Annotated in this window: 19 protein-coding genes and 1 tRNA gene; 12 read left to right on the plus strand and 8 right to left on the minus strand. The window is 53.6% G+C overall.

Annotated elements, in window-relative coordinates; translation table 11 throughout:
- Positions 1 to 17: 17 nt before the first annotated feature.
- The 4 genes from P9L94_05350 to thpR form a co-directional block, all read right to left on the minus strand.
- The gene (locus P9L94_05350) at positions 18 to 380 is read right to left on the minus strand and encodes a DUF5615 family PIN-like protein (GenBank protein ID MDP8243489.1); all 363 of its coding nucleotides are present in this window, start codon (positions 378 to 380) and stop codon (positions 18 to 20) included.
- On the minus strand, positions 377 to 622 hold the full coding sequence (locus tag P9L94_05355; protein ID MDP8243490.1) for a DUF433 domain-containing protein: 246 nt from the start codon (positions 620 to 622) through the stop codon (positions 377 to 379). The genes P9L94_05350 and P9L94_05355 overlap by 4 nt, the downstream gene beginning before the upstream one ends.
- An 83-nt stretch (positions 623 to 705) precedes the next feature.
- Positions 706 to 1,371 carry a DUF4159 domain-containing protein gene (locus P9L94_05360; GenBank protein ID MDP8243491.1) on the minus strand — a complete coding sequence of 222 codons (666 nt, stop codon included), beginning with the start codon at positions 1,369 to 1,371 and terminating at the stop codon, positions 706 to 708.
- Between the two features lie 14 nt (positions 1,372 to 1,385).
- The gene (gene thpR / locus P9L94_05365) at positions 1,386 to 1,943 is read right to left on the minus strand and encodes an RNA 2',3'-cyclic phosphodiesterase (GenBank protein MDP8243492.1); all 558 of its coding nucleotides are present in this window, start codon (positions 1,941 to 1,943) and stop codon (positions 1,386 to 1,388) included.
- A gap of 75 nt (positions 1,944 to 2,018) precedes the next feature.
- On the opposite strand from thpR, the gene P9L94_05370 reads away from it, so the two are divergent.
- Positions 2,019 to 3,899 carry a glycosyltransferase family 39 protein gene (locus tag P9L94_05370; protein MDP8243493.1) on the plus strand — a complete coding sequence of 627 codons (1,881 nt, stop codon included), beginning with the start codon at positions 2,019 to 2,021 and terminating at the stop codon, positions 3,897 to 3,899.
- Here the strand turns inward: P9L94_05370 and P9L94_05375 are convergent.
- Together P9L94_05375 and glnD are read right to left on the minus strand one after the other, a co-directional pair.
- A complete protein-coding gene (locus P9L94_05375) occupies positions 3,894 to 5,891 on the minus strand; it encodes a GAF domain-containing protein (protein MDP8243494.1) in 1,998 nt (665 codons plus the stop codon). The genes P9L94_05370 and P9L94_05375 overlap by 6 nt on opposite strands.
- Positions 5,884 to 8,520: a [protein-PII] uridylyltransferase gene (glnD, locus tag P9L94_05380; GenBank protein ID MDP8243495.1), complete on the minus strand. Its 2,637-nt coding sequence runs from the start codon at positions 8,518 to 8,520 to the stop codon at positions 5,884 to 5,886. The genes P9L94_05375 and glnD overlap by 8 nt, the downstream gene beginning before the upstream one ends.
- 155 nt (positions 8,521 to 8,675) lie before the next feature.
- On the opposite strand from glnD, the gene P9L94_05385 reads away from it, so the two are divergent.
- The 10 genes from P9L94_05385 (at position 8,676) to P9L94_05430 (ending at position 15,735) form a co-directional block, all read left to right on the plus strand.
- A tRNA-Leu gene (locus P9L94_05385) sits at positions 8,676 to 8,759 on the plus strand.
- A 326-nt stretch (positions 8,760 to 9,085) separates the two neighbouring features.
- The gene (locus P9L94_05390; protein ID MDP8243496.1) at positions 9,086 to 9,385 is read left to right on the plus strand and encodes a DUF559 domain-containing protein; all 300 of its coding nucleotides are present in this window, start codon (positions 9,086 to 9,088) and stop codon (positions 9,383 to 9,385) included.
- A 270-nt stretch (positions 9,386 to 9,655) separates the two neighbouring features.
- Positions 9,656 to 10,171, plus strand: coding sequence for a PH domain-containing protein (locus P9L94_05395; protein ID MDP8243497.1), 516 nt, complete (start codon positions 9,656 to 9,658; stop codon positions 10,169 to 10,171).
- A complete protein-coding gene (locus tag P9L94_05400) occupies positions 10,164 to 10,913 on the plus strand; it encodes a PH domain-containing protein (GenBank protein ID MDP8243498.1) in 750 nt (249 codons plus the stop codon). The genes P9L94_05395 and P9L94_05400 overlap by 8 nt, the downstream gene beginning before the upstream one ends.
- Positions 10,914 to 10,973: 60 nt before the next feature.
- Positions 10,974 to 11,867, plus strand: coding sequence for a DUF58 domain-containing protein (locus tag P9L94_05405; protein MDP8243499.1), 894 nt, complete (start codon positions 10,974 to 10,976; stop codon positions 11,865 to 11,867).
- 2 nt (positions 11,868 to 11,869) lie between these two features.
- Positions 11,870 to 13,027, plus strand: a complete 1,158-nt coding sequence (locus P9L94_05410) for a transglycosylase SLT domain-containing protein (GenBank protein ID MDP8243500.1) — start codon at positions 11,870 to 11,872, stop codon at positions 13,025 to 13,027.
- Positions 13,028 to 13,202: 175 nt separating this feature from the next.
- Positions 13,203 to 13,382 (plus strand): hypothetical protein, encoded by a 180-nt coding sequence (locus tag P9L94_05415; protein MDP8243501.1) that lies wholly within the window; start codon positions 13,203 to 13,205, stop codon positions 13,380 to 13,382.
- Between the two features lie 7 nt (positions 13,383 to 13,389).
- Positions 13,390 to 13,836 carry an Rrf2 family transcriptional regulator gene (locus P9L94_05420; protein MDP8243502.1) on the plus strand — a complete coding sequence of 149 codons (447 nt, stop codon included), beginning with the start codon at positions 13,390 to 13,392 and terminating at the stop codon, positions 13,834 to 13,836.
- A gap of 4 nt (positions 13,837 to 13,840) precedes the next feature.
- Entirely contained in the window at positions 13,841 to 14,368 is a 528-nt protein-coding gene (gene folK, locus P9L94_05425) for a 2-amino-4-hydroxy-6-hydroxymethyldihydropteridine diphosphokinase (GenBank protein ID MDP8243503.1), read from the plus strand.
- Positions 14,365 to 15,735: a glycosyltransferase 87 family protein gene (locus P9L94_05430; protein MDP8243504.1), complete on the plus strand. Its 1,371-nt coding sequence runs from the start codon at positions 14,365 to 14,367 to the stop codon at positions 15,733 to 15,735. The genes folK and P9L94_05430 overlap by 4 nt, the downstream gene beginning before the upstream one ends.
- Here the strand turns inward: P9L94_05430 and P9L94_05435 are convergent.
- On the minus strand, positions 15,722 to 16,360 hold the full coding sequence (locus P9L94_05435) for a hypothetical protein (protein MDP8243505.1): 639 nt from the start codon (positions 16,358 to 16,360) through the stop codon (positions 15,722 to 15,724). The genes P9L94_05430 and P9L94_05435 overlap by 14 nt on opposite strands.
- A gap of 184 nt (positions 16,361 to 16,544) precedes the next feature.
- Here P9L94_05435 and P9L94_05440 point away from each other — a divergent pair, with 184 nt between their 5' ends.
- Positions 16,545 to 20,096 (plus strand): interleukin-like EMT inducer domain-containing protein, encoded by a 3,552-nt coding sequence (locus P9L94_05440; GenBank protein ID MDP8243506.1) that lies wholly within the window; start codon positions 16,545 to 16,547, stop codon positions 20,094 to 20,096.
- Here the strand turns inward: P9L94_05440 and P9L94_05445 are convergent.
- Positions 20,088 to 22,784 carry a PAS domain S-box protein gene (locus P9L94_05445; GenBank protein ID MDP8243507.1) on the minus strand — a complete coding sequence of 899 codons (2,697 nt, stop codon included), beginning with the start codon at positions 22,782 to 22,784 and terminating at the stop codon, positions 20,088 to 20,090. The genes P9L94_05440 and P9L94_05445 overlap by 9 nt on opposite strands.
- Positions 22,785 to 22,803: the final 19 nt, after the last annotated feature.

Consider the following 22,803-nt stretch of genomic DNA (forward strand, 5'->3'; position numbering starts at 1 on the left):
GAATCGAGCCTAAGTTCCTAGTCGGGTTTATATATCCGAATTTGATTGCGCTGAACAATCCACAGATTTCCATCAATAGAATTGTCAGTCAATTTAGATAAGAGATTTTTTGAAAATTCTATAAAATCTTGATAGGCGGGATTCGGAGGGACTCTCAGTACAACGATCCCTGAATAATCCGATGGATTGAATACAAGAGGATTGCTAAAATCTAAATCGAGAGTAACCAGGCATCGTTTTTCCGCCTGGCATACTTGAATCAACTGCTGATCGGTCGCGCCTGATAACCCCTCTTGGCGCACTGTTTCAACATCATATCCAGATTCTCGAAACAGGAGCGCAACTGCTCGACCCAGGTTTTCGTCAAGTTTGATTTTCATGTTTCTAATAAAATGGGGACAAAACTCTCACGCGACATTTCTGCGCCATACGCGAGGCATGCGCGTATATCTAATTCATTAATTTCAAATTCTGCAATCATCGTCTCATGGCTCATCCCATCCGCTAGAAGATCCAGAACCAAAGAAACCCAGATGCGCCTGCCGCGAATACAGGGTTTTCCAAAACAAACATTTGGATCCACACTGATATGCTCCATTATTTGCTCTTTTTTCATCCCCATGGAACCAGTTTCCTCAGCGAATTTAAAACCCGTTATGAGAAATAGTATAGTTGAAAATAAATCAAGCGTGAAATAGGGCTTATCTAATTCGACAATGCATACAGAATAATATTCAGCGCCATATTCATGGCTTCATCGCGAACCTGCGGCGAATCTTGCGGATGCACGCCCTTGCTCTCGATGCCGTCGCCGATGTCGGTTTCATACGAATACATCACCACCAAACGGCCTTCGGAATAAATCCCCAAAACCTGCGGCGGCTTACCATCGTGTTCATGAATTTTGGGCGGGCCATTCTCAAACGGGTAGCATGAATGAAACACCGGGTGGTCATGCGGCAAGGGCGTCAGCGATGCGTCGGGAAACAGTTTCGCCATTTCCTCGCGAAACGACTCGTCGAGGCCGTAGTTGTCGTCCGCCCACAAAAAGCCGCCGCGTCGAAGATACTCGCGCAGGTTGGCCCGCTCGGCGTCGGAGAAACGCACGGTGCCGTGTCCGGTCATATAGACAATCGGGTACGAAAAAATATCGGAAGCGCCGGGCGCAATCACGGTTTCTTCGAGCGCGGTTTTCATGGCGAAGCGTTCGCGCAATTGCGTAAGCAAATTGGTCAGCGAAGTCGGGTCGCCGTACCAATCGCCGCCGCCGCTGTATTTGAGCCGCGCGAGGGTCAAATCGCCGGTCGGTTGCGCGAAGGCAACGCTTGCAGCGCAGAATAAAAAAATGACAAATACGGCAATCGGTTTCATATTGGCCTTTCACGTTACCCTGCGGAGAATGGAAACCGCACCCGCTCAGTATAGATCGCCCCTTTGGGATCGAGAACGCTTTGCATCAGAGACACGCAGGAGACCGTCATGGTTGCGAGAGAGAACGACTCAAACCGCTTTGGCGAACGCAGAAATATTTTGCGTCCACGCGGCGCCCGCGCGATGGTCAAATGAGGCACGAAGGATTGTGCGTCGAATTCGACGTCAGCGTCGCGCAGCCCCTCGCGGACGGCGGCCTCTAACGCCAGCAACGCCGCGCCGCCCTGCTCGACCCCGATCCACAAAACCGATAACGCTCCACGCGGCGGAAATTGCCCTACGCCTTTGAATTCGACCGTAAACGGCGAAAATTGCATAGCAACGCCGGGCAAGCAATTCGCGATAGCGGTTTCTGTTGCTGGTTCTATATCGCCTAAAAATTTTAGCGTCAGGTGGCAATTGGCGGGACGCGTCCAGCGAATGCCGGGCAACTCAGGCGCCAACTGGTTCTGTAACCGCCCGACTTGGTTCTGTACACTCTCAGAAAGATGGATGGATAAAAACGCTCGCATGAATTCGCTCCGAAAAAATCTGCGCTATTGTAATCCCTTCCACACCAAACAACGAGCGTTGTCGCGAGGTGAAGATTGAAACTCTGGGCGCCGGTCTTATGGGGCGTTGTTCTGTTCGCGGCCTGGTTCGCGCAAGGCTTGCTTTTGGACGGGCGCCTGGATGCGGGGCTTCTGACTTACCTGGCTGCAAGCGCGGGGCTATGCGTTCTTATCAAGCCGCCCAAACAAAGCGAACTCAATCTCACACGCTCCCAAGAACGCCCCGCAATCATTTACGACGTCTCGACGCCATTGGTGTGCGCCGCAGCCGCATTGGGGCTATTCTCGTGCGGCGCCGCCGCGCTGGGCGTAATGCAAAACCCCGCATGGTTTTGGGCGGCGCTGATTTGCTGGATTGCGTTTCTGGGTTTATGTCTGCTCGCGTCACATAAAATACTGCGCACTCTATTTTCAAACCTCTACAACGAAACCTGGGCGCCGCCCGCAGCGCTGGCGCTTATCACCCTCACGCTGGGTTTATTCAAACTAACGGACATCCCCGTAACCGTGCACGGCGACGAGGGCATGGTGGGGCTGCACGCCCGCATGGCGTTGCATGGAAATATTGAAACCATATTTTCATCGTCGTGGTATTCGATCCCGCAATTGTTTTTCGCTATCCCGGCGATGGTCATGTCAATGGTTGGCGACAACCTGTTCGGCCTGCGTTTTACCTCCACGCTTCTCGGCGTCGCCATTGTGTTGATGACCTATCGCGCGGCGCGTAGTTTTGGCGGTGAGGCCGCCGCGTTCGCCGCAGGGTTGATGCTGGCGGCAAACCAATGGTTTTTATATTTGATGCATAGCGGGGTGCAATATATTCAGGCGCCGTTTTTTCTGGTTGGGACGTTATTATTGTGGAACCGCGTCAATCAAACGCGCTCCATCGGGTTGTGCATTCTCAGCGGCGTTTGGCTGGGGCTGGCGATGCAGTCGTATCAGGCCAGCCATATTCTCCCGCTGCTTTGGGCCTTGTCGCAACTGTGGCTGTTCGTCTGGCGGCGCATCGACGCCCGTTGGCTGGCGCTATCGCTATTGCTCCCGCTCGTATTTCTGTTACTCACATTGGGGCCGCTGCTCACGCATGATTTGTGTAAAATATCCCGCTTGGATTTTCTCAGTTCGCGCGCGCAATCCATTTTTATTTGGAACCAAGACGCCGAAACCAGCCATTCGACTCAACGCTGGCGCAACCAGGTCGAACGGGCGCTGTTGGCTCCGGTGCTCTATTTAGACCAGAGCGCGCAATTCGGCGGCGACGCGCCCATGTTAGACCACATCAGCGCGGCGCTGTTTGTACTCGCGGCGGGCGTCGCCCTGTTGCGTTTTTATGACCCACGCCGCGCAGCGCCGCTGCTTTGGACGCTCGCCATTATGTTTACAGGCGCGGCGCTACTCATGGACGCGCCCTTTTACCCGCGCCTGGCTGGTCTGGCGCCGCTGCTCTTTATTTTAATCGCCGGGTTATTTCACGAGATCGAAACTACTGCGCTCCACATGCGCCTGCAATGGCCCACGCGCATCGCCGTCGGCCTCTTGATCGCGTTTGCGCTGTCGTCGAATGTGCACGAATTTTTTGGGCGCTACGCCCACGAAACCAGCCCGCGCAGCATCCATTATCCGCAAACGCAACTGGCGTATTGGATCCAACAACTGCCGCCTCAAACGCAAACGTACGTCTTTGCAGGCCCGCATTGCTCTGCGCAAAGCGGGACGGTGCGTTTTATCGCAAATGGATTTCAGCCGCGCAACGTCGCGTCCGTTGATGAAATCCCATCTTTAGAACAAAGCGTGATTGTGGTGGACCCGACGAAGAAACAATTGTTGCCTGTGATTCAGAACCAATTTGCAGGGGGGAAAGTAACGCTGCACCGCAACCCGTTCGGCGACTTGATGTTTTATACGGTCTCGTTATGACTTGGGGTTGAGTTCGTCTTCGACTTCGTCGTCTGACATCGCTTCGATGACGGTTTTTAACTGCTCGATGATCTCAGGATCATAACTGCGTTCATTGAAACGCGATAAGGTGCGATGGGCTTTCAGCAACCCTTGGCGTCCATCTTCAACCGAACGCCCGTTTCGGTTCAACAGCGCCGAGAACGCATACGCAATCGCGATGATGCGCGACCCCAGCGGGATCTCGCGCCCTTTTAGCTTATCGGGATAGCCCTCGCCGCTCCACAGTTCATTGATGTGATAGACGATGCGTCCGGCGTCGTCGGGCAAGCCCAGGCTTTCGGTCATTCGCAGACTGAGTTGCGGCCCTTTTTGGCGCTGTTCTTCATAGGGGGTCTGGCTGCCGAAAGTGCGCAACATGCCCGATTCATTCAGCAGCGCCGCATAGACGATGTTTTGAATATCCGACTCGCCCAGTTGTAGAAACGCCGCAATGCGCTGCGCCCAACGGCAGGTCGCCGCCGTCACGCCCGGCACGCCGGGGTCTTGGCTCTCAATCAAATTGGCGATGCTGGTCAGCGCCTTGATGGTGAAGATACGCTCGCCTTCATGAGTGCGGGCGTTTTTAATCGCCAATACCGCCTGCTCAGCGAAGGTCACCAGAATCTCCCGGTCGCCCGGGGTAAAGTCGCCCTTCTTGCCCGCTACGGTCACCACGCCTTCGATGTCGGTGTCAAACAGCGCGACCGACAAATACGACTCGGCGGGATAGGTCTCGCCGGTTGCAGGCCAGGGCGGCGTGTCACAGGCGGGGTGGAAGATGACGGGATTAAAGTTTTCCGCCACCCAACCGGCCAACCCTTCGCCGATTTTCGTTTCTTTTGCGCCCGTTTCATCTTCGTCCAACCCAAGTGAAACCTTGGGAAGCAGCACCTCGCGCTCAGCGTCGCATAACATGATCGAGCAGCGTTGCGCCTGGAGCAGTTGCAGCGTTAATTGCCCGATTTTGGGTAATATTTCATTGGTGGTGAAACTGGACGAGATCAGACGGTGGACGATATGGATCGTTGAAAGCGCTTTGTGACGTTTTTTCATGCGTTCCAAGGTGAGCGCATAATCCAACGCAGCGGCGCCGCCGGTCGCGAGCAAACGAATCAGGTTTTGCTTCACCACTGACATGCTGCCCGAGGCGGGATCGAACGTCAAAAACATGCCGATCAAATAGGCATTGCGATAAAACGAAATCGCCCAGCAGTCGGCGTCTTCATCAATCGCGTGGTTCAGGGCCGACAACGCGTCGCGCAGCCATTTGCGAAGCGGGTCGTCGGCTTCCAGCAAGCGCAGCGAACTTTCTTCGCCGCCGTGAGGGGCGACGTAATCGTAACGAGTGACTTCAAGGTCGCGGCGCTTCAACAACCCGGCGGGGTAATTCTTGATATGGGCCGGATAAAATTCGCCGTCTTCGTTGATTAATAAAATGACGCTGCGGCTGGCGCCCAACGCCTGGCTCAACGCGTCCGACTGGCGTTGCAGCAGGCGGTCGAGTTCAACCAGCGTGATGGTTTCGCCCAGAATGGAATGGACTAGTTCAAGGTCGTCATGGTCTTCAAGCGCGCCCGACAACAACGCAAAATAGCCTTCGACCATGATAAGAATTTTTTCGAGCAGCGGCCGTTGTTCGGTGGGCAAGTTGCAAACGCCCAGTCCGCCCAAAAATTCATCGCGGTATTGAAAACGCACAAACCCCTGCAAGCGACCGTGGTCGCAAACCACAATGGAAGACTGGCGTTTGGCTTGTTCAGCCAGCGTTTGTTTGCAGAGAGAGCCGTCGCCAGCGTCTTCACAATAGAGCGGCTCGGTCTCGCCGGGAAACGGCGAACGGGTGAAAGTTTCGTCGGCGATCCACCATCGCGCTTCGGGCAAAATGACTTGCACGCCCTGCTGCAGCGCAATCACATACGGATTGGCGGCAATGTCTTGAAACCGGATGTGTTGTGAATAGGGTTCAGTCATCTTGCAGCCCGTCGTTCGCTACTTTTTTGACCAATTGTTTCAGCTGTTCCAGCGTATCCGCATCTAGTATTTTTTCGCCGTTGCAGTCGGTGATGTAAAACACGTCAACCACCCGGTTGCCCTGGGTCACCAGGCGGGCGAAATCAATGTTCATATTTAATGAAGAAATGGCGGAAGACAAGCGCTGCAGCAGCCCGGATTGGTCAACGCAATATATTTCTAACACCGTGAAGCGCGCTGAGACGTCATTGAGCACCTTTACGCGGGTTTTGAAACTGCTGCGTCCAATCACCGATTTATTCATTGACACAGGGATCACTGGCAGCTCGCCGTCTTTTCGCAAGAGCATCTGGATGCGCTCTTTTAATAGACGCTCCCGCATTTCATCAATTTCCGTGTTTCCGATTTCATCTCGAATGACAATGTTATTGACGACCATGCCGTCGCGGCGGGTATTGAGATTGGCTTCAATGATGCCGAAATTTTCCAGCATGATGGCGGTGCAAATACGGTTAAACAGACCGACCTTGTCGCGAAAAGCGATGAACAAATTACGGCAGGCCGCGTCGACGTGCGACTCCAACGTCACCACGGGAATCTCGCCGTCGAAATGGGCGATGCCGCGAATATGCTGGGCAATGGTCTTGCGCGATTGGTGAATCATATAGCTGGGCGGGAAAAAATCGAGATGGTTTTGTACCAGTTCCCGGCTGAACTTGTCTGAGAGAGCGTCAATCAGCGATTCTTTTCGCGATTTTATTTTTTCTTGTTTGTCTTCGTCGGTCTCGCCTTCGCTTAAGAACACCTCTCGCGTAGAACAATATAATTGCCAGAGTAGATTATTTTTCCATTCCGTCATTGAATCTTTCGAGACGGACTGAATGTCAACATAAGTGAGCAAATACATCATGTCGAGTTCAATTTGGTTTTCAAACGCATCACTGAAGTCGGCGTTTACGTCGGGGTCTGATAAGTCGCGGTGTTGGGCGATATGGCTCATTAAGAGGTGATATTTAACGAGAAAGATCAGCTGGTTTTTCTGGCGTTCGGGCATACGAAGCCGTTTGCCGACTTCGGCGACGACGAAGGCGCCGCGGGTCGAGTGGTCTTCGTTGCTGCCCTTGCCGATGTCGTGCATCAACACCGCCAGCCGCACCACGTCGCGATGTTTACATTCCGCCCAGATGCGCGCCCGCTCACGGGCGAAACTCATGGAATCTTCGCCGAAGGTTTCTAGATGCTGCAAGCACAACAGCAAGTGTTCATCCACCGTATATTTATGGGCGAGATCGTAGCGCACCAAAAACGAGATCGGTTTCCACTCAGGAAACAAGCGCTCGAGAACGCCGGTGTCGCGCATCAAGCGCACTTCGTTGTGAATGGGGCACGGCAGCGAGAAAAACCGCTGCAGCAGGCCCGCATTTTGGCGGTCTTGGCGAAAGGCTTCATCCAAGAGTTCCAGGTTATCGCGAATCGCCAGGACTGCTTCAGACGACATCACTTTTTGATGGACGGCAGCATGGACAAAGGCCATTAAAATACGCTGCGGGTTGTGTTCAAAGAAATGCAGGTTCGGCGGGATGTGCAGTACATTGCCCCGGGTATAAAACCCTTCCGACAACTTTTTTTTGGGCTGGGGCAGGTAGCGTTCAAAGAACGTTCTGGGTTTGCACTTTTCCTGCATGATCTCAGCGAAATCGCGCAACGCTTTGGCATGGGTGAAGTAGTCGCGCATCATCTCTTCTTCAGAGAGATGGCCGTCGCGGTCAACATACCCAAGCCGGGTCGAGACTTCATGCTGCAGCGGCATGATGAGAACGTCTTGTTCTTTTCCCGTCAAAAAGTGCAGGTCCGTCCGAAGCCGCCAGACGAATGTCAAGGCCGCGTCGACGCGTTCCATCAGTTCGTCGTCGATAATATGGCTGCGCTTGAGGTGCAACAGTTTGAGAGTATGCCCCACCATCAGCGACCCCAGCCAGAGGCCGAAGTGATAGTCGCGCAGCCCGCCGGGGCTTTCTTTGATGTTCGGTTCGGTAATGTTGATAGTGCTGCCAAAGCGTTTATGGCGTTTTTCGCGCTCGGTGATTTTTCCGCGAATATATTCTTTTCGATAGCGGCGGCTATTGCGCCACAGCAGTTCTTTAAATTCTTCAAACAGGCGCCAGTCGCCGGCGAGAAAGCGGCTCTCGCTCAATGCGCTCTGGCTATGGGGGTCGTTGTAGGCCATGTCGAGCGACTGACGAAAACTGCGGCAGCAATGCCCCACCTGAAAACCTAAATCAAACAGCGTCCGAAAGAACGATTTGACCAGTTCGCCTTGTTCGGCGGTGAGGGCGGACTGATATAAAAACAGGATGTCAACATCCGATTTGGGGTGCATCTCGCGGCGCCCGTAACCGCCTTGCGCCAGGAGAAGCAGGTTGGGCGGCATCTCCGACTGATTAAATCGCTTGTGGAGATGCTCCGATAACAGCTGAATCACCATCGAGTCGGTGGCGTTGGTGATTTCACGAACAATATCGCGAGAATCGTGACCGTGCTCGTGCATCTCGCGAATTTTGGACAAATTTTCTTTATATTGCCCGTAAATTTTTGATATTTCCGATTCAACCGGGGCGGCAAGAACCATGCGTAGATTAACCAGACAATAAAAATTAGTATCAAATTCACGCAGGAGAGGGCGTCTGCATCTCGACTGGACGCCGCAACGCCGTTACAATCTCCGTTGCGAAAGATAATGAGTATGACTGCTTCAGTTTACTCGATTTCGCATGGACATTGAATGCCGGAGTGGTGGAACTGGTAGACGCGCCAGATTCAAAATTTGGTATCCTCCGGGATGTGAGGGTTCGATTCCCTCCTCCGGCACATCAATCCCCGCCGTTTTTTCTTGAGTAGGTTTATAGAAAAACATTCCTCTGTAATTTTATACGCAGCAACCGCCCTCGTTCCACGATGGCTATTTCGGTTTTCCAATTCGTTTCTGTTTCGTCAGACAACCCCCACCCTGGCCCAATGTCATTGACTTAAGGGGTGGCAAGCCAAGGCGTCGCGAAGTGAAGGCAGCCCTTGATGCAACGAATCAAAAATATATCAGCTATGTAGGGGCGCAACGTGTTGCGCCCGAATCCCCCCTGGCGCTTCCAGCGCCGTCCCCCCTTAAAAAGGGGGGCTAAAAGTCTTAAGTCAATGACATTGCACCCACAGAACGAATTCTCTGGCGACGATTGCGGCTCAGGAAAATGCTCAATCTGCATGTTCGCAGGCAGTGTCCTGCTGGAAACTATATTGCTGATTTTCTGATTCCCGATTGCAAGATTGTGATTGAACTCGACGGCGAATCGCATGATTTTTCTGTTGAACACTACAAGCAACGAGATGAATTCTTTCAAAATAAAGGCTATCTTGTGCTCCGTTTCAAAAATGAAGATATACATGATCGGCTAGACGAGGTTCTTGAGGCCATTTACGCTGCGTGTAGCCAACAGGGCTAACCTTTGAGCAAAAAGATTCATCCGGTTCCGGCATATCAAAAATTGCCAAACAAGATTAGGTATGGGTGCAACTCTGGGAGCGCCTGTGCATAAGGGCCTGAAAGCCCGCACTGAAGCGAGCAGAGTTGTACCCATGCCTATTGCAGAGAAATAAAAAAGTATCCAATTTACAGAAGAACCAGAAAAGATTTCTCATTCATCTACAATGGCGCCGCTTGGAATCTTGGGCATTGAATGGAACAATAGAGAAAACAGCAAAAGAGAATGACTATGGACCCTCAACTGGAAGCACGGATTTTCGCCCTGGAACGCCCCAATAAGAAACTGCTTGTCTTATATTTCGTCCGCAGTCTGGCGGCGCTGATCGGGTTCCCACTGGTGTTTGTTCCGTTGTATTTGAAATACATCTCACTGCGCTACCAAATCGACAAAGAGGGCGTGGGCGCCTCGTGGGGCGTGTTTCACAAACGCCAAATCTATTTGAACTACTCGCGCATCCAAGACATTCACGTCCAACGCAGCCTGGTCGAGCGCTGGTTGGGGCTGGGCACGGTTGAAATTCAAACCGCATCCGGCAGCGCGACGGCGGAACTCTCCATCGTCGGGCTGGAAGAATACGACGCCATTCGTGATTTTCTCTACACGAAAATGCGCGGCGCGCGCGGTCTCGACGAAGACGCGGAAGACGATGCGCCTGAGGCTGACGGCGAAGCGGTGGCGCTGTTGCGTGAAATTCGCGACGCCTTGCGCGATCTAAAAGACGGGGGAGGCAACGCTCATGTATGATGGCGTCAAAGACCTCATTCTCGATCTGTTGAGCGCGCCCAAAGAGGCGCCGGCGGCGCCCTCTGGCCCGCATACCACGCAGCGCACCTTTCGCGCGTCGAAACAGTTTTTGCATTACCGTTGGCTGCACCTCGCCCTCGGCGCGATCTTTCTCGGGACGCTGTTCTTCATCATCACCATTGTGTTGATTATCAACGAACCGCTGATCGGCGTATTGGCGGGCGCGTCGCTCGCTGCGCTGTGGGCGATGATTTTTATCAGCGCGTTTTTCTTGATCCGGCTCGAATACGACATGCGTTATTACATCATCACCGACCGCAGCCTGCGCATCCGCAAGGGCGTGTTGAGTATTTTGGAACAAACCCTGACCTTCGCCAACATTCAAAATATCAGCATCGAACAAGGCCCGATTGAGCGTATCTTCGGCATCTCGCGCCTGGTGGTTGAAACCGCCGGCGGCGGTAGCGGCGTCACCCAACAGCAAGTACAAACCGCCAATTATCACCAAGCGGTGATGGACGGGCTGGATAACGCCGAAGAGTTGCGCGATCTGGTGCGCAACTATCTAAAGCATATCCGCACCAACAGCGGATTAGGCGACCCAAGCGCCCCCACAAAACGCCGTAGCGGCTTTTCGGCCAATGAAATTGACGTGCTGCGCGAAATCCTCACGGAAATTCAAACCATGAAGCCGTCATCCGGCGAGGCCCCGCCGCAACACCCAGGTCCGGCTGGCGCCTGACGAAACGGGACAAATACGATACAATTTTGTTTTGCGAACGATAGATTCTAAAGGGATCACATGCCGGGACCCATCCTAGACGCAGCGGTTTTATCTTCTATTTCACATCTCGAACTCCACGCCCGCCAGGCGGTGGAGGGCGCTGTGTCGGGTATGCACCACAGCCATCTGATGGGACGCAACGTCGAGTTCAGCGAACACCGCCCCTACAACCCCGGCGACGAACTGCGTCACATCGACTGGCGCGTCTTCGCGAAAACCGACCGCTTCCACGTTAAACAATTTGAAGAAGACACCAACTTGCGCACGCAAATTCTCATCGACCTCAGCGGGTCGATGTGGTTTGGCGATACGACCACCAAGGCGCTCTATTCGCAGCAAATGGCAGCGGCGTTCTCGTACCTGATTCTGCATCAAGGCGACAGCGTCGGTCTCGCAACATTCGACCAGAAAATCAGCGAATACCTGCCGCCGCGCAACCGCCGCGAGCAATGGAGCAACATTCTCGAAACGCTGGTAAAAACCGAACCCAATGCGCACTCCTCCAACATCAGCGGCGCGTTGGAACTGATGCGCGAATTCGTCAAAAAACGCGGCATCTTCATTCTCATTTCCGACCTCATTGAAGATCCCGAGCGGGTGCTGCAAGCGTTATCGGTCATGCAAAAAATGAAACAAGACGTTATCGTGTTTCATGTCTTGTCGCCCGAAGAACTCGACCTGCCTTATCGCGGCACCGTTGATTTTTACGGCGCCGAAGGCGAAGAGGACACCCTGCGCACCGCACCGAAAAAATTGCGAGACGGCTACCGCCGCCGCGTTGAATCCTTTATCGAAACTTATCGCAACGCCTGTCTGGAAATGGGCGCCGATTATCAACTCACGCGCACTGATCGTCCGCTCGACCAGATGCTGCGCGAATATCTCCAACAACGCATGAAACAAATGGTTTAACCATGACGCTTCGATTCACTCCACTCGTTTTTTTATTCATTGCGATTAACGCCCTCGCGCAAACCGCGCAGGACCTCGACTTGGTCAAGCTCAAAAACGGTACGTTGCTTGAAGGCTGCATCGTGTTGGAATCAAACCAGTCGGTCAAAATTGAAAACGGCGCCGGGGCGTTTGCGATCCCCAAAGACCAGGTAGACTCGGTCGTCCACGCCGAACGCGGCGAGAGCGAATTGCTGCTCGGGCAACAACTCTTTCAACGCAGCCAATTCGACCGGGCGCGCGCCTTTCTTCAACAAGCCAGCCGCGTCGCGAAATGGCGCGCCAAAGCGCTTGACCTCATCGAGCGCCTCAACCAGGAAGTCGACCGCCAACGCGAAAAAGAACGGGAAGAAAAGGCGCGCAAGATTGAACGCCTCATTCAACAAAAAGGCATCAAGCAAGCGCTCGAAGAACTCAAACAAAAAAATGAAAATGACGATTTAGAATTCTGGGGCGGGATGCGCGGCAAACTGCACATGGCGATGGCGCGCGAACGCATGGACCACCTCGACCTGCGCAGCGCCGAGCGCCATCTGGTGTTGGCCGCCGACTACGGCGTTGATCCGGCGACATGGGAGAAGGTGCGTCAGGAACTGGTACAGTTGCGCACGTACCGTTTGCGCTACGGCGCCGACGCCCTCGCTGAGCATCGCCCCAAGGCCAAGAAAAAACCCGCAAAGCGCACCGAGTTTCTCGCCTCCGTCAAACGAGCACAATCCAACGGCGAAAAATTACCTCCGCTGGAATGGCTGGAATGGGTGGACCAATACGCAGAGGAAAACCAACTCGATCCACTGTTGGTGTGGGCGCTGATCGACGTGGAATCGTCATGGCGAAAAGACGTGATCTCGCACAAAGGCGCACAAGGGTTGATGCAACTCATGCCCGGCACCGCCAAAGACGTTGACGTCACCGATCCGTTTAATCCAGAAGAAAACATTCGCGGCGGCACACGCTATATCCGTTTCTTATTAGACATCTTCAATGATGAGGACAAAGCGCTGGCGGCCTACAACACCGGGCCGGGCCGGGTTGAACGCAGCGGCGTCACTGGCGCAGGCCAGCGCTATATCGAAAAAGTACGCACCCGCTTACAGAAACTCGAAACGCGGTTCGGGTGACGTTGAACCCGTCGCCGTTCTGTTCGTCCTGGTTTGATTTGCATCGCCGCCAGCGAACGCGACGCCAGCGTGATAGAAAATTCGTGTTCACGAGATCGAATCAGCCTTCCATGTCAGTGCGCAAACTCCGCCTCACAATTGCTCTTATTCACAGGTTGGCGTACACTACTCTATCATGTTAATTCAAGGAACGATGTTTACCATTTTATTACTGGGCGCCGTGATTGGCTTAGGCGTTGCCAGCGGATATCTATTGGGCAAACGCCGCAAACGGCCCTTGCCGCCTGAAAGTGGTTCAGGCTGGACGAACAACGCCATTCGCAGGCAAGGCGAATCCGGCAAGGGAATTCGATAAGAGGCTGATGAAATTTTCCAAAACCACTGATTACGCGTTGCGGGTCATGATTGCGCTGGCGAAAGCGGGCGAGGAACGATTGAGCCTGCAAGTATTGGCGAAGCGCGAGGGCATTCCCCGCAAGTTTCTCGAACACGTCGTTCGCAACCTCAAAGAGGCCGAATTGCTGAAAAGCAGCCCCGGCCCCAAAGGCGGCTATTCACTCAGGGAACCGCCCGCGCTGATTTCTATCAGCCGCATATTGATCGCCTCGCAGGGCCCCTTGCTTTCGACCGAACACATGGACGGCGAAGGCTTGCCCGAACACGCCAAAGAGCCGGTCGTGCGCTTACGCCGGGTGATGGAAGAAATCCGCATGTTCGCGCGGCAGCGGTTGGAGTCGATTACCCTCGCTGACCTCGCCCACGTCGAAGAAGCCGGCGTCGACAAAGACGTCATCATGTATTACATCTAATCTCGTGTCAAATAAAACAACATTGGCTTACATAGCGCTTGGGTCGAATTTGGGCGACCGGGAAGCGCTCATTGATCAGGCCATTGAGCAAATCCATCGGGACGCTGCCATTCTGGGATTGCGATGTTCGCCTCTCTACGAAACCGCTGCGGTTGAAATCGGCGACGCCCCGGCGTTTATCAACGGCGTGATTGAAGCGCAGACATCGCTCGCGCCGGAGGACTTGTTGCAGCGTCTATTATCAATTGAACACACAATGGGGAGAGAACGCCCCGCTGACGGAGGACATGCCTCGCGCACCATTGACCTCGACCTGTTGCTTTTTGGCGACCAGATCATCCATACGCCCGCGCTACAAGTTCCCCATCCGCGCATGAACGAGCGACGCTTTGTCTTGCAACCGCTGGCGGACCTCTGCCCTGATCTCACTCCCCCGGGGCAACAATACAGCATCGCCGAATTGCTCAACCAAACGCCGCCCGACAAAAACAGCAAGCGCGTCCGGGAAGCGAAACAATGGGCGGAGAAATGACGCAAACATCATCGCCGGTTCGCGGCGCGGTCGGGTTAATTACGCTCGGCGTGTTGAGCGCATTGGGCTACGTCTATCTGTTTCGCTTGTCGCTCGAAGACCTGTCGCCGCGCACCAGCCAGCCGGAACTGATTACGCTTTTTCTGATTACTTATTTCATCTTGTTCGGCCTTTACCTATTGCTGATTACGCCCTTGGTTTGGAAACCGGGCCTCGACCCTCGCCACCTGTGGTTCGGCATCGCCTTCGGGCTGCTATTCCGGGCGATCCTGCTGCCCAGCGATTTGATTTTAGAAAATGATATTTACCGCTATTTGTGGGACGGTCACACGCAACACCAAGGCGTAAACCCCTATCGCTACGCGCCCTCGGAGCCTGAAACCCGCGACTACCGGACAGACTATTTTCAGCAGATCAATTACAAGTACGTCCCGACCATTTATCCGCCGACGTTGCAGATGATTTTCTTTCTATCAGAAGGCGTATATCCCGGCAGCGTCGTCGGCATGAAATTCATCTTGTTAATCTTCGACGCGCTAACGATTTTCTTGTTGCTGTCGTTGCTGGAAGCGCTCAACAAGCCGCCGGAGTGGTGCCTGATTTACGCCTGGTCGCCGCTGGTGATAAAAGAGGTCGCGAACTCCGGCCATGCCGATACGGTCAGCGCGTGTTTATTGGTCGGGTTCTTTCTGCTGCTGGCAAAGGGGAAACCGCTGTGCAGCGCAGCCGTGTTGGCGGCGATGACGCTGACCAAATTCTTCGGCGTGTTTCTCTTGCCGCTATTGCATCGGCAATGGAACTATTGGACGTATGTATTTTTTTTCGCAGCGATTTTATTTCTCTATGCGCCGTTTCTCGCGCCCGGCGTGAACCCATTTGCGGGCTTTATGGCGTTCTCAAATGAATGGCAGTTTAACGCGGGCGTGTATGAGTTGTTCTCATTTTCGTTTGCACGGTTTGGCGGGTTTGAGCCAGGCGCCGCCTCGATGCTTACACGACGAACCCTGTTCGCCTTGGTTCTTCTCACTGCCGCATGGCAGGCGTTGCGTCTCTATTGGCGCCCCGGCCTTGAACAAACGATGCGCTCTACGTTCATTGTGCTCGGTGCGCTACTTCTCTGCTCTCCGGTTATGAACCCCTGGTATCTGGTGTGGATGGTCCCGCTGATGTGTGTGTTCCCAAACAAAAGTTGGATCGCGCTGACCGGGTTGGTCTTTTTATCCTATACCTATTATTACGACCTCAGTTTCCCCTGGTGGGTGAAGGCGACCGAGTTCGGCGTGTTCTTTTTTCTATTGCTCGACGACGCTTTGCCCTGGCGAAGAAATGGTGCGCCTGTAGCCCTGCCGACTCTTAGTAGCCGTTGATGATTTCGCAGTATGAATCAATGAACGGGCCGCCTTTGGGGCCGACCCATAAAATATCGCCGTAACTGACCAACCCGTTGGTCGGGTTATACACAAACAATGGCGAGCCTGCCGGACAGCCCTCGGCAGCATTGTTAAATTCACGCCCGCCCGCATAACTGTTGACGCCGTCAGGCCCCCAGCCGTTGATGCGAAACTGATGTCCCCAGGCGTCCGGGTCGACCTCGTTATCGCCGTTGGTGACCTCGACATAATCATAGGCGTCGCCCCACTGCTCCAACTCGGCTTCGTCTTCATAATTAACGAACGGGTCAATCGGAACCTGCCCGATGTATGCGACAGGCGTTGTCAGGCGGTAATAGCGAATCACGAGCGGGTGCATGTGATCGTCAACATTGACCCACGCCCGCGCCTGCCGCCAGGGCGGATAAACTTTGTGGTCGAGACGATAGGCTTCGAGCGATTCACTGATATATTTCATATCGGTAAGATTTTGCGATAACTTCGCCCGTACCTGGGCGATCATAAATTTCGGGACAGCCATCGTGGCAAGGATCACCAGAATCCCGATGACAATCAGCACTTCAACAAAACTGAATGCGGACGTATGACGGCGAAAATTCACGCAACAAACTCCTACAGGCGAATTCAAAATGCTTCTTTTATAGGATATCAACTTTTATAGAAAATGTCGCCTGTGTTTTCGCTTGACAAAGCTTCGTGTATTCTTAATCGTTTACAAAGCGGGCAAATACGGAGTACGCTTTCGTAAGCCAAAAGACCAGAGCGAATGAGAACCCGGGCTAACTATGAACCAGACGCAAAACCGCACAAATGAACTATGGGTGTTCGCCTTCACGCTGGCGGCGATGATCGCGCTGTTTTGGTGGCGGGTGTGGACGCCCTTCGCCGCCGACCGCATGCACTTCACCGACGACATTCTCATCAAAGATTTCGCCACCCGCATGGGCATGTTCCGCACGGCGCTGTCAGGCAGCCTGCCGCTGTGGGACCCCTATCAATTCGGCGGCTGGCCCGGCGTCGCCAATTGCGAGGCGGGTTTTTTCTATCCGTTCCATTGGCTGATGGCGCCGTTCATCGGCTGGCCCGAAACCGCGTACCTGATTGCGCAGCTGACCGTGATGCTGCATCTCTTCATTGCGGGCATGGGCGCCTACCGTCTTTCGCGTGAAATAGGCCTGTCGCCCTGGGGCGCGGCGCTGTGCGCGATTGCGTTTACCTTTTGCGGGTTCCACTGCGCCCATAAAAAACATACGAATATGTTGTTTGCGTTAGTTTGGTTTCCGTGGCTGCTCTTGTGGGCGGAACGCTGGGCGCGTTCGCCGCAGGCACGCTCATTATGGCCGATGACGCTTTTATTGGCGCTGGCATTTTTGGCCGGACACCCACAGGCCGCGCTCTATATGTCGTTGCTCTTAATTGCGCGGATGCTCTACGGCGTCTGGACGCAAACCCAAGACGCGCCGCGCACCGCCGCCGTCTTATTCAAACGCTGCCTGCCCATTGCGGTCCCGTTCGCCGTTGGCTTCGCTATCGCTGCCGCGCAGTGGTTCCCCACGCTTGAAATGATTGCGTTGGGTGAACGCGCCGAGGCGGGGCAATTCGCGCGCAGCACCGAATTTTCCATGCCGCCGTATGAACTGATCGACGCCGTGTTGCCCGAGGCCTTACGCAACTGGTCGCAGGTGGAAGTGTTCTATTGGGGAATCATTCCGCTCCTGTTGGCGCTGTTCACCGTGCTGCGGGGCAACTTGAACGCCTTTGAAAAATATTTGTTGGCGTCTGGATTGATCGCCATTGGCCTTTCGATGGGCGAATGGATGTTTCTCTATGACATCAGTTACGTACTGGTTCCCGGCGTGGCCTGGGTCCGGGCCCCCAGCCGCTGGATCTATTTCGCCAGTTTGCCCGTCGCCTTTTTTGCGGGCGCCGGGCTGGATTGGGTCCGCGCAAATGCTGCGCGTATGCACGACTCCAACGAAGCGCGTCTGTTCTACCGCGTGGTTTCCGGCGCGGGGGCGTTGCTTATTATTGTTCTGTTGCTAGTTGTATTGATGAATACCATTAACGCAGGCGGCGGCGCTGCCACCGATGAAATTTCTCAGCGCCTTTTGATTAGCGTGATCTGGCTGGCGTTTTTCGCTGGAGCGTTTTTCTTGCTGCTGCGTCTCGTCCAAACCGGCAAATGCCCGCCCACCGCGTTCGCGGTCTGCATCATCGCGCTGGCCTGGATCGACCTGGGCGTTCATTACCGCAATCTCGATCTCGCGCCCGGCGCCGGCGGCTATCCGGCTGACCCGCTGGTGGATGAAGTGCGCAGCCTCACCTGGAACCACCGCGCGAAAGTATTTCTCGGCGGCGGCGGTATTCGCAATCAATATCACGGCGCCGCGCAAGGGTTTTATGAACTCGACGGCAACTCGCCGCTGACGCCGCAAATCAACCTGTCGCTGCGGCAAGACACAGCTCTGGTAAATCCTGACAACCCCAACCTCACGTTATTACAAATGTGCGGCGTCGGCGCCATTGTGAACGATTCGCGCCGATTACCGTTAGAGTACGAATGGCGACTGCCGTTTTTATATCTCTCTCAGACGCCGCCCATTCGCGCCCGCGCAACCCGCGATGTGTTCCAAACCGATTTAGAAACGCAGCGCGAACTGTTGGCGCTGCAATCGTTCCCCTACAACGATGTAGTTCTTGTTGAAACGGATGACGCGACAAACGCGAAGCCAGTCCCGGCGCAAGACGCCGTCTTTTGCAAACCGTTTCTGCTCGCCAGCGCGTCCGCCAACGCGGTCAAGCATGGCGCCTATCTCATCATCAACGGCGAGAATGTGTTTGACGAACTGGTCCCGCCGGATGATTCCGCAGCGGGTTATTATTTTGCGGTGGCGCACCCAAAAACCGGCATGATCGAAAAGAAGGGCTATTTCAACTTGATGTTCAGCATCAGCGTGCCCGGTTACCCCGAGCATGAACGGATGGCGAATTTTATCGAATCCGTGCCGGAAGGGCGCATCGTGTTCGCCGCCGTGCGCGATAACGCCAGCGACCATTTACTCGCTCAAGGCCTGGGCGTGTTCCGCGCCATTGGCGCTTCGGTGGATGTACGAACCACGTTTCGCCTCGCTCACGCTGTGGTCGGCGTCAAAGGGGCGCCGCTGGGTTCCGCCCTGGAAGTCGCGTCCGCTACCGAAGCGCTCGTGCTTCAATCCAACAAAAAAATGTATATCAGCGGCAGTAAATCGCAACAGCCCAAGCCCGACTGGATCGCGACAGGCACTTTCGCCGAAGACTGGTACCGGTTATTTGAAGACATCCATGATACGCGTTTTGCTCCCTGGAAATACGCGGGCGTGGTACCTCCGGCCACAGAAACGCCGCCCATTGTCGCGCCGATGGTTGTGTTTTCATCCATCCAACCCTGGGAGTCGCTCGACGGTGACATGCAGGTCGGCAAGGCGGGCATTCTCATCGGCGGCGTTGACCATTCGCTGAACAAACGCGGCTATAACCTGGTCGCCTACAACGCGGGCGCGCAGAAGGTTATTGCCTCAGAGAATTTTGACTTGGCGGATGATCTTGATTTAAATAATCCGCAAAATTCTTACGTCAAAGACCCGCCTGCGGAAAATATCCGTATGCGCGAATTCATCGAGGACGCGCCCGACGGGACGTACATTCTCGGCGCGCTCTGCGGCGAAGGGACGGATTTATTGTTACGGAAAACGGTTGATCTGTTGCGTGAAAATGGCTCGCAGTTTGAATATCATCTCGAACCTGACAGCCGAAAACACCTGTCTCACGCGTTCGTCATGATTAAAGGAACCACGCAATGCTCAGAAACATTTCAATGGCAGGGGCCGGATTCAATCGCCTTCACCCGCTACCCCAACGGCCCGGCGTTGACGCGAACCGACTTCATTCAGCCGCGTGAACAAAACATACCCGCAGACCCGGTCAAAGAATTATTTGAGAAGACCTACGACCCGGCGGCGAACGATGCTTCCGTTGCTCAAGTGTGGCTGGTGGATGAGCCAACCCCCAACCGCCTGCTGGCCTCCGGCAGTTCGGAATCAGGCGGGACGGTTCTATTTGGCGAAATCGCCTATCCCGGTTGGAAGGCGTACGTCGATGGGCGCCCGCAGCCGATTCAACGGATCAATTACTTTTTCCGGGGCGTCAAAGTCGAAGCGGGGGCGCACCAGATCGAACTGGTGTATCAACCCGCGAGTTTTATCTTAGGAGCGGTCGTTTCGTTAATCGCAGCCATCGCGACTCTGATTTGGGGCTGGTTGATTTTTCGGTCGAACAGGTCGCGCGACGCATCAATGTAATGTGGGGCGATGAAGACAACGATGAACCGATTTGGCGACATCTTTTTGAAGCACGGGTTTTAATAAAACATCAGCAATCTCGACATCGGCAATCATCCGTTCATGTTCAGGACCAACATACCCCGTACAAAGAACCACAGGAACATCCTCTCGGATTTGAGCGATTTCCTGCGCGACCTCAATGCCCGACCGATGCGGCATCGACATATCGGTAATCACCATGTCATACGAACGGGGGTTTGCCTTGAACGCCTCAAGCGCTTCGCGGCATGAAACAAAGCCCTCCACTCGATAGCCCAATTGCGATAACGAAAGTTTTAGCATTTCGACAATAGGCCATTCATCATCAACAATCATAATGGTTTCGCCAGCGCCTACCGGCAACAACGGTTCGCTGTGTTGTGGATTTTCAGCCTTATTTGGCAATAACGGGAAAGACGCGGTCACGGTTGTCCCGCCTCCGACTTCACTTTGGATATCAATGAATCCGTGATGGTCTTTCACAATGCCATGCACCACCGACAACCCCAACCCGGTACCGTCGCCTTTTTTCTTGGTGGTGAAATACGGCTCAAAGACGCGTTCCATCGTTTGCTCGTCCATGCCCACGCCAGTGTCGCTGACTTTTAAGACGCAATAGCGTTCTTCACCCGGCGTCGAATTTCGCTCCGTCGTTTGAGTAATGGGCGCCGGTTCGCATTTCATCGTGACCGACAACACGCCGCCGCGGTCGCGCATGGCATGATAGGCGTTGGTGCACAGGTTCATCATCACTTGGTGCATCTGAGTCGGATCGCCAAAAATACAAATATCATCCGACTCGATCTCACTGAGGATTGTAATATTTTTGGGGATCGAAGCGCTGAGCAACTTCAAGGCTTCTTTTAGGATTGGGCTTAAGTGGATAGATTGTTTTTCCTGCTCGGTTTGGCGGCTAAACGAAAGAATCTGGTTGATTAATTCTTTGGCGCGCATACTGGCTTTAATGATGTTCGACTGTTGGTTATACAGTTCCCCCCCTTGCGGCAACTGAGACCGCACCAGTTCCGCATAGCCCATCGTAGCCATCAGAATATTGTTAAAATCATGCGCGATGCCGCCGGCGAGCGAACCAATCGCTTCCATCTTTTGCGATTGGCGCAGGTGTTGTTCTAACTGCTTTTTCTCTGTTACGTCGCGTTTCACGGCAACGTAATTTACGATGGTTCCATACGAGTCAACCACTGGAGACAAGGTGGCTTCTTCTTCAAAAAGTTCTCCGGTTTTGCTTTTATTAATCAAAACGCCGGTCCAGACTTTCCCTGCCGTTAATGTCTTCCACATCTCCTCATAAAAGCCGCAGTCATGTTTTCCACTTTTTAGTACTCTCGGGTTTTGGCCTAATGCTTCAGCGCGCGTATACCCTGTCACCTGCTCAAAATACGGGTTAACATAAATAATACGCCCTGCGCTGTCAGTAATCACAATGCTTTCGGCGGCTTGCTCAATCGCGGTTTCGAGCAGGATTCGGTCTTTCTCCTGCGAAATCAGCTGGGTAATATCCTGAAGCAGACCGATGGAACCGATCACGATTCCTTGGTCGTTCTTAATTTGAACGGCGGAGTCAGACAACCAGCGCTCTTCACCCGTCCTGGTTTCGGCCCGGTAGTGCGCATGCCAGTGAGTTTCTTTGCCAGTTTTCACGGCCTCGACCGCTTCTAGAGCGGGCGTGGCTTTTAAGTCGTCTAACAAAAACAGTTCTTTCTCACACCGCTCCCACGCATCACGTGAAAACTCACTGGCCTCATAGCCTAATAATTTTTTGATGCCTGATCCAACAAAATCATAGTCATCCCGTTCGTAATTCAGGTAATAGGGGACGCAGCCAGCCAGCTCGATAGCGTCACGATAAATTTTTTCGCGCTCGACCAGTTTTTGCTGGCTCTTGCGCAATTCCGCCTCCGCAAACATCCGGTCGCTGATGTCACGGGCGAATTCAACGACGCATTGCTTACCGTCCAACTGGATCGGATACGCATGGAACTCAAACATTTTTTCAGCCGGTTCGCTGTCATCGCCGTTCACGTTCCGTTCAACAAACGGGTGGCTGAAATAAAAATGATCACGTTTTTTTTGTATCACTTCCTGGACAGAGCAATCTACACAGCAAGGAGATGAGCGGTTGCAAAATGCTTCATAACATTTTTTGCCGACGCAGCCTTTATACAGTTTTTCTACATTTTGACTGACAAAGACGATATTAAAATCTTCGTCCGTTACTGCAATGCGGTCAGGAGTATGAGAGAGAATTGAAAACAACTTGTCGCGTTCATCAGATAATGAACGCTCATACCGGCGTAGGTCCCCGATGGCCCGGTTCACATATAAGCCCGAAACAAAGAGTACAATGATGCCGACATGTAGCATCATCAAGGAATCATGTAATACGAGGCCCTCGAATACCGCCTGCATAAATAGAAAGCAGCCGATGTATGAAATCGCGGTAACGGCGTAAAAGGTATTGCGGCGAAAATGGTAAGCGCTGTATAAAATTGGTAAAGCAATAATCGCAAGCATTTCATCAGAAATGCTTGCGGAAAAGAATCGCCAAAGAATATAGACGACAGAACAATAAAGAATACTGGAAAGAATATAGATAATGAGAAAGCGGATTTCACGACGGGAAAATAACGGAAAGTTTGACATCATGCTTTTTCACCACGCAGTT

Origin of the sequence: Candidatus Hinthialibacter antarcticus (assembly GCA_030765645.1) — a bacterium.
GTDB lineage: Bacteria > Hinthialibacterota > Hinthialibacteria > Hinthialibacterales > Hinthialibacteraceae > Hinthialibacter > Hinthialibacter antarcticus.

Coding starts and splice junctions, on each gene's coding strand:
- P9L94_05350 (MDP8243489.1), bottom strand. CDS start 380: ATGAAAATCAAACTTGACGAAAACCTGGGTCGAGCAGTTGCGCTCCTG.
- P9L94_05395 (MDP8243497.1), top strand. CDS start 9,656: ATGGACCCTCAACTGGAAGCACGGATTTTCGCCCTGGAACGCCCCAAT.
- thpR (MDP8243492.1), bottom strand. CDS start 1,943: ATGCGAGCGTTTTTATCCATCCATCTTTCTGAGAGTGTACAGAACCAA.
- P9L94_05430 (MDP8243504.1), top strand. CDS start 14,365: ATGACGCAAACATCATCGCCGGTTCGCGGCGCGGTCGGGTTAATTACG.
- P9L94_05375 (MDP8243494.1), bottom strand. CDS start 5,891: ATGACTGAACCCTATTCACAACACATCCGGTTTCAAGACATTGCCGCC.
- P9L94_05360 (MDP8243491.1), bottom strand. CDS start 1,371: ATGAAACCGATTGCCGTATTTGTCATTTTTTTATTCTGCGCTGCAAGC.
- glnD (MDP8243495.1), bottom strand. CDS start 8,520: ATGGTTCTTGCCGCCCCGGTTGAATCGGAAATATCAAAAATTTACGGG.
- P9L94_05445 (MDP8243507.1), bottom strand. CDS start 22,784: ATGATGTCAAACTTTCCGTTATTTTCCCGTCGTGAAATCCGCTTTCTC.
- P9L94_05440 (MDP8243506.1), top strand. CDS start 16,545: ATGAACCAGACGCAAAACCGCACAAATGAACTATGGGTGTTCGCCTTC.
- P9L94_05415 (MDP8243501.1), top strand. CDS start 13,203: ATGTTAATTCAAGGAACGATGTTTACCATTTTATTACTGGGCGCCGTG.
- P9L94_05400 (MDP8243498.1), top strand. CDS start 10,164: ATGTATGATGGCGTCAAAGACCTCATTCTCGATCTGTTGAGCGCGCCC.
- P9L94_05420 (MDP8243502.1), top strand. CDS start 13,390: ATGAAATTTTCCAAAACCACTGATTACGCGTTGCGGGTCATGATTGCG.
- P9L94_05355 (MDP8243490.1), bottom strand. CDS start 622: ATGGGGATGAAAAAAGAGCAAATAATGGAGCATATCAGTGTGGATCCA.
- P9L94_05405 (MDP8243499.1), top strand. CDS start 10,974: ATGCCGGGACCCATCCTAGACGCAGCGGTTTTATCTTCTATTTCACAT.
- P9L94_05410 (MDP8243500.1), top strand. CDS start 11,870: ATGACGCTTCGATTCACTCCACTCGTTTTTTTATTCATTGCGATTAAC.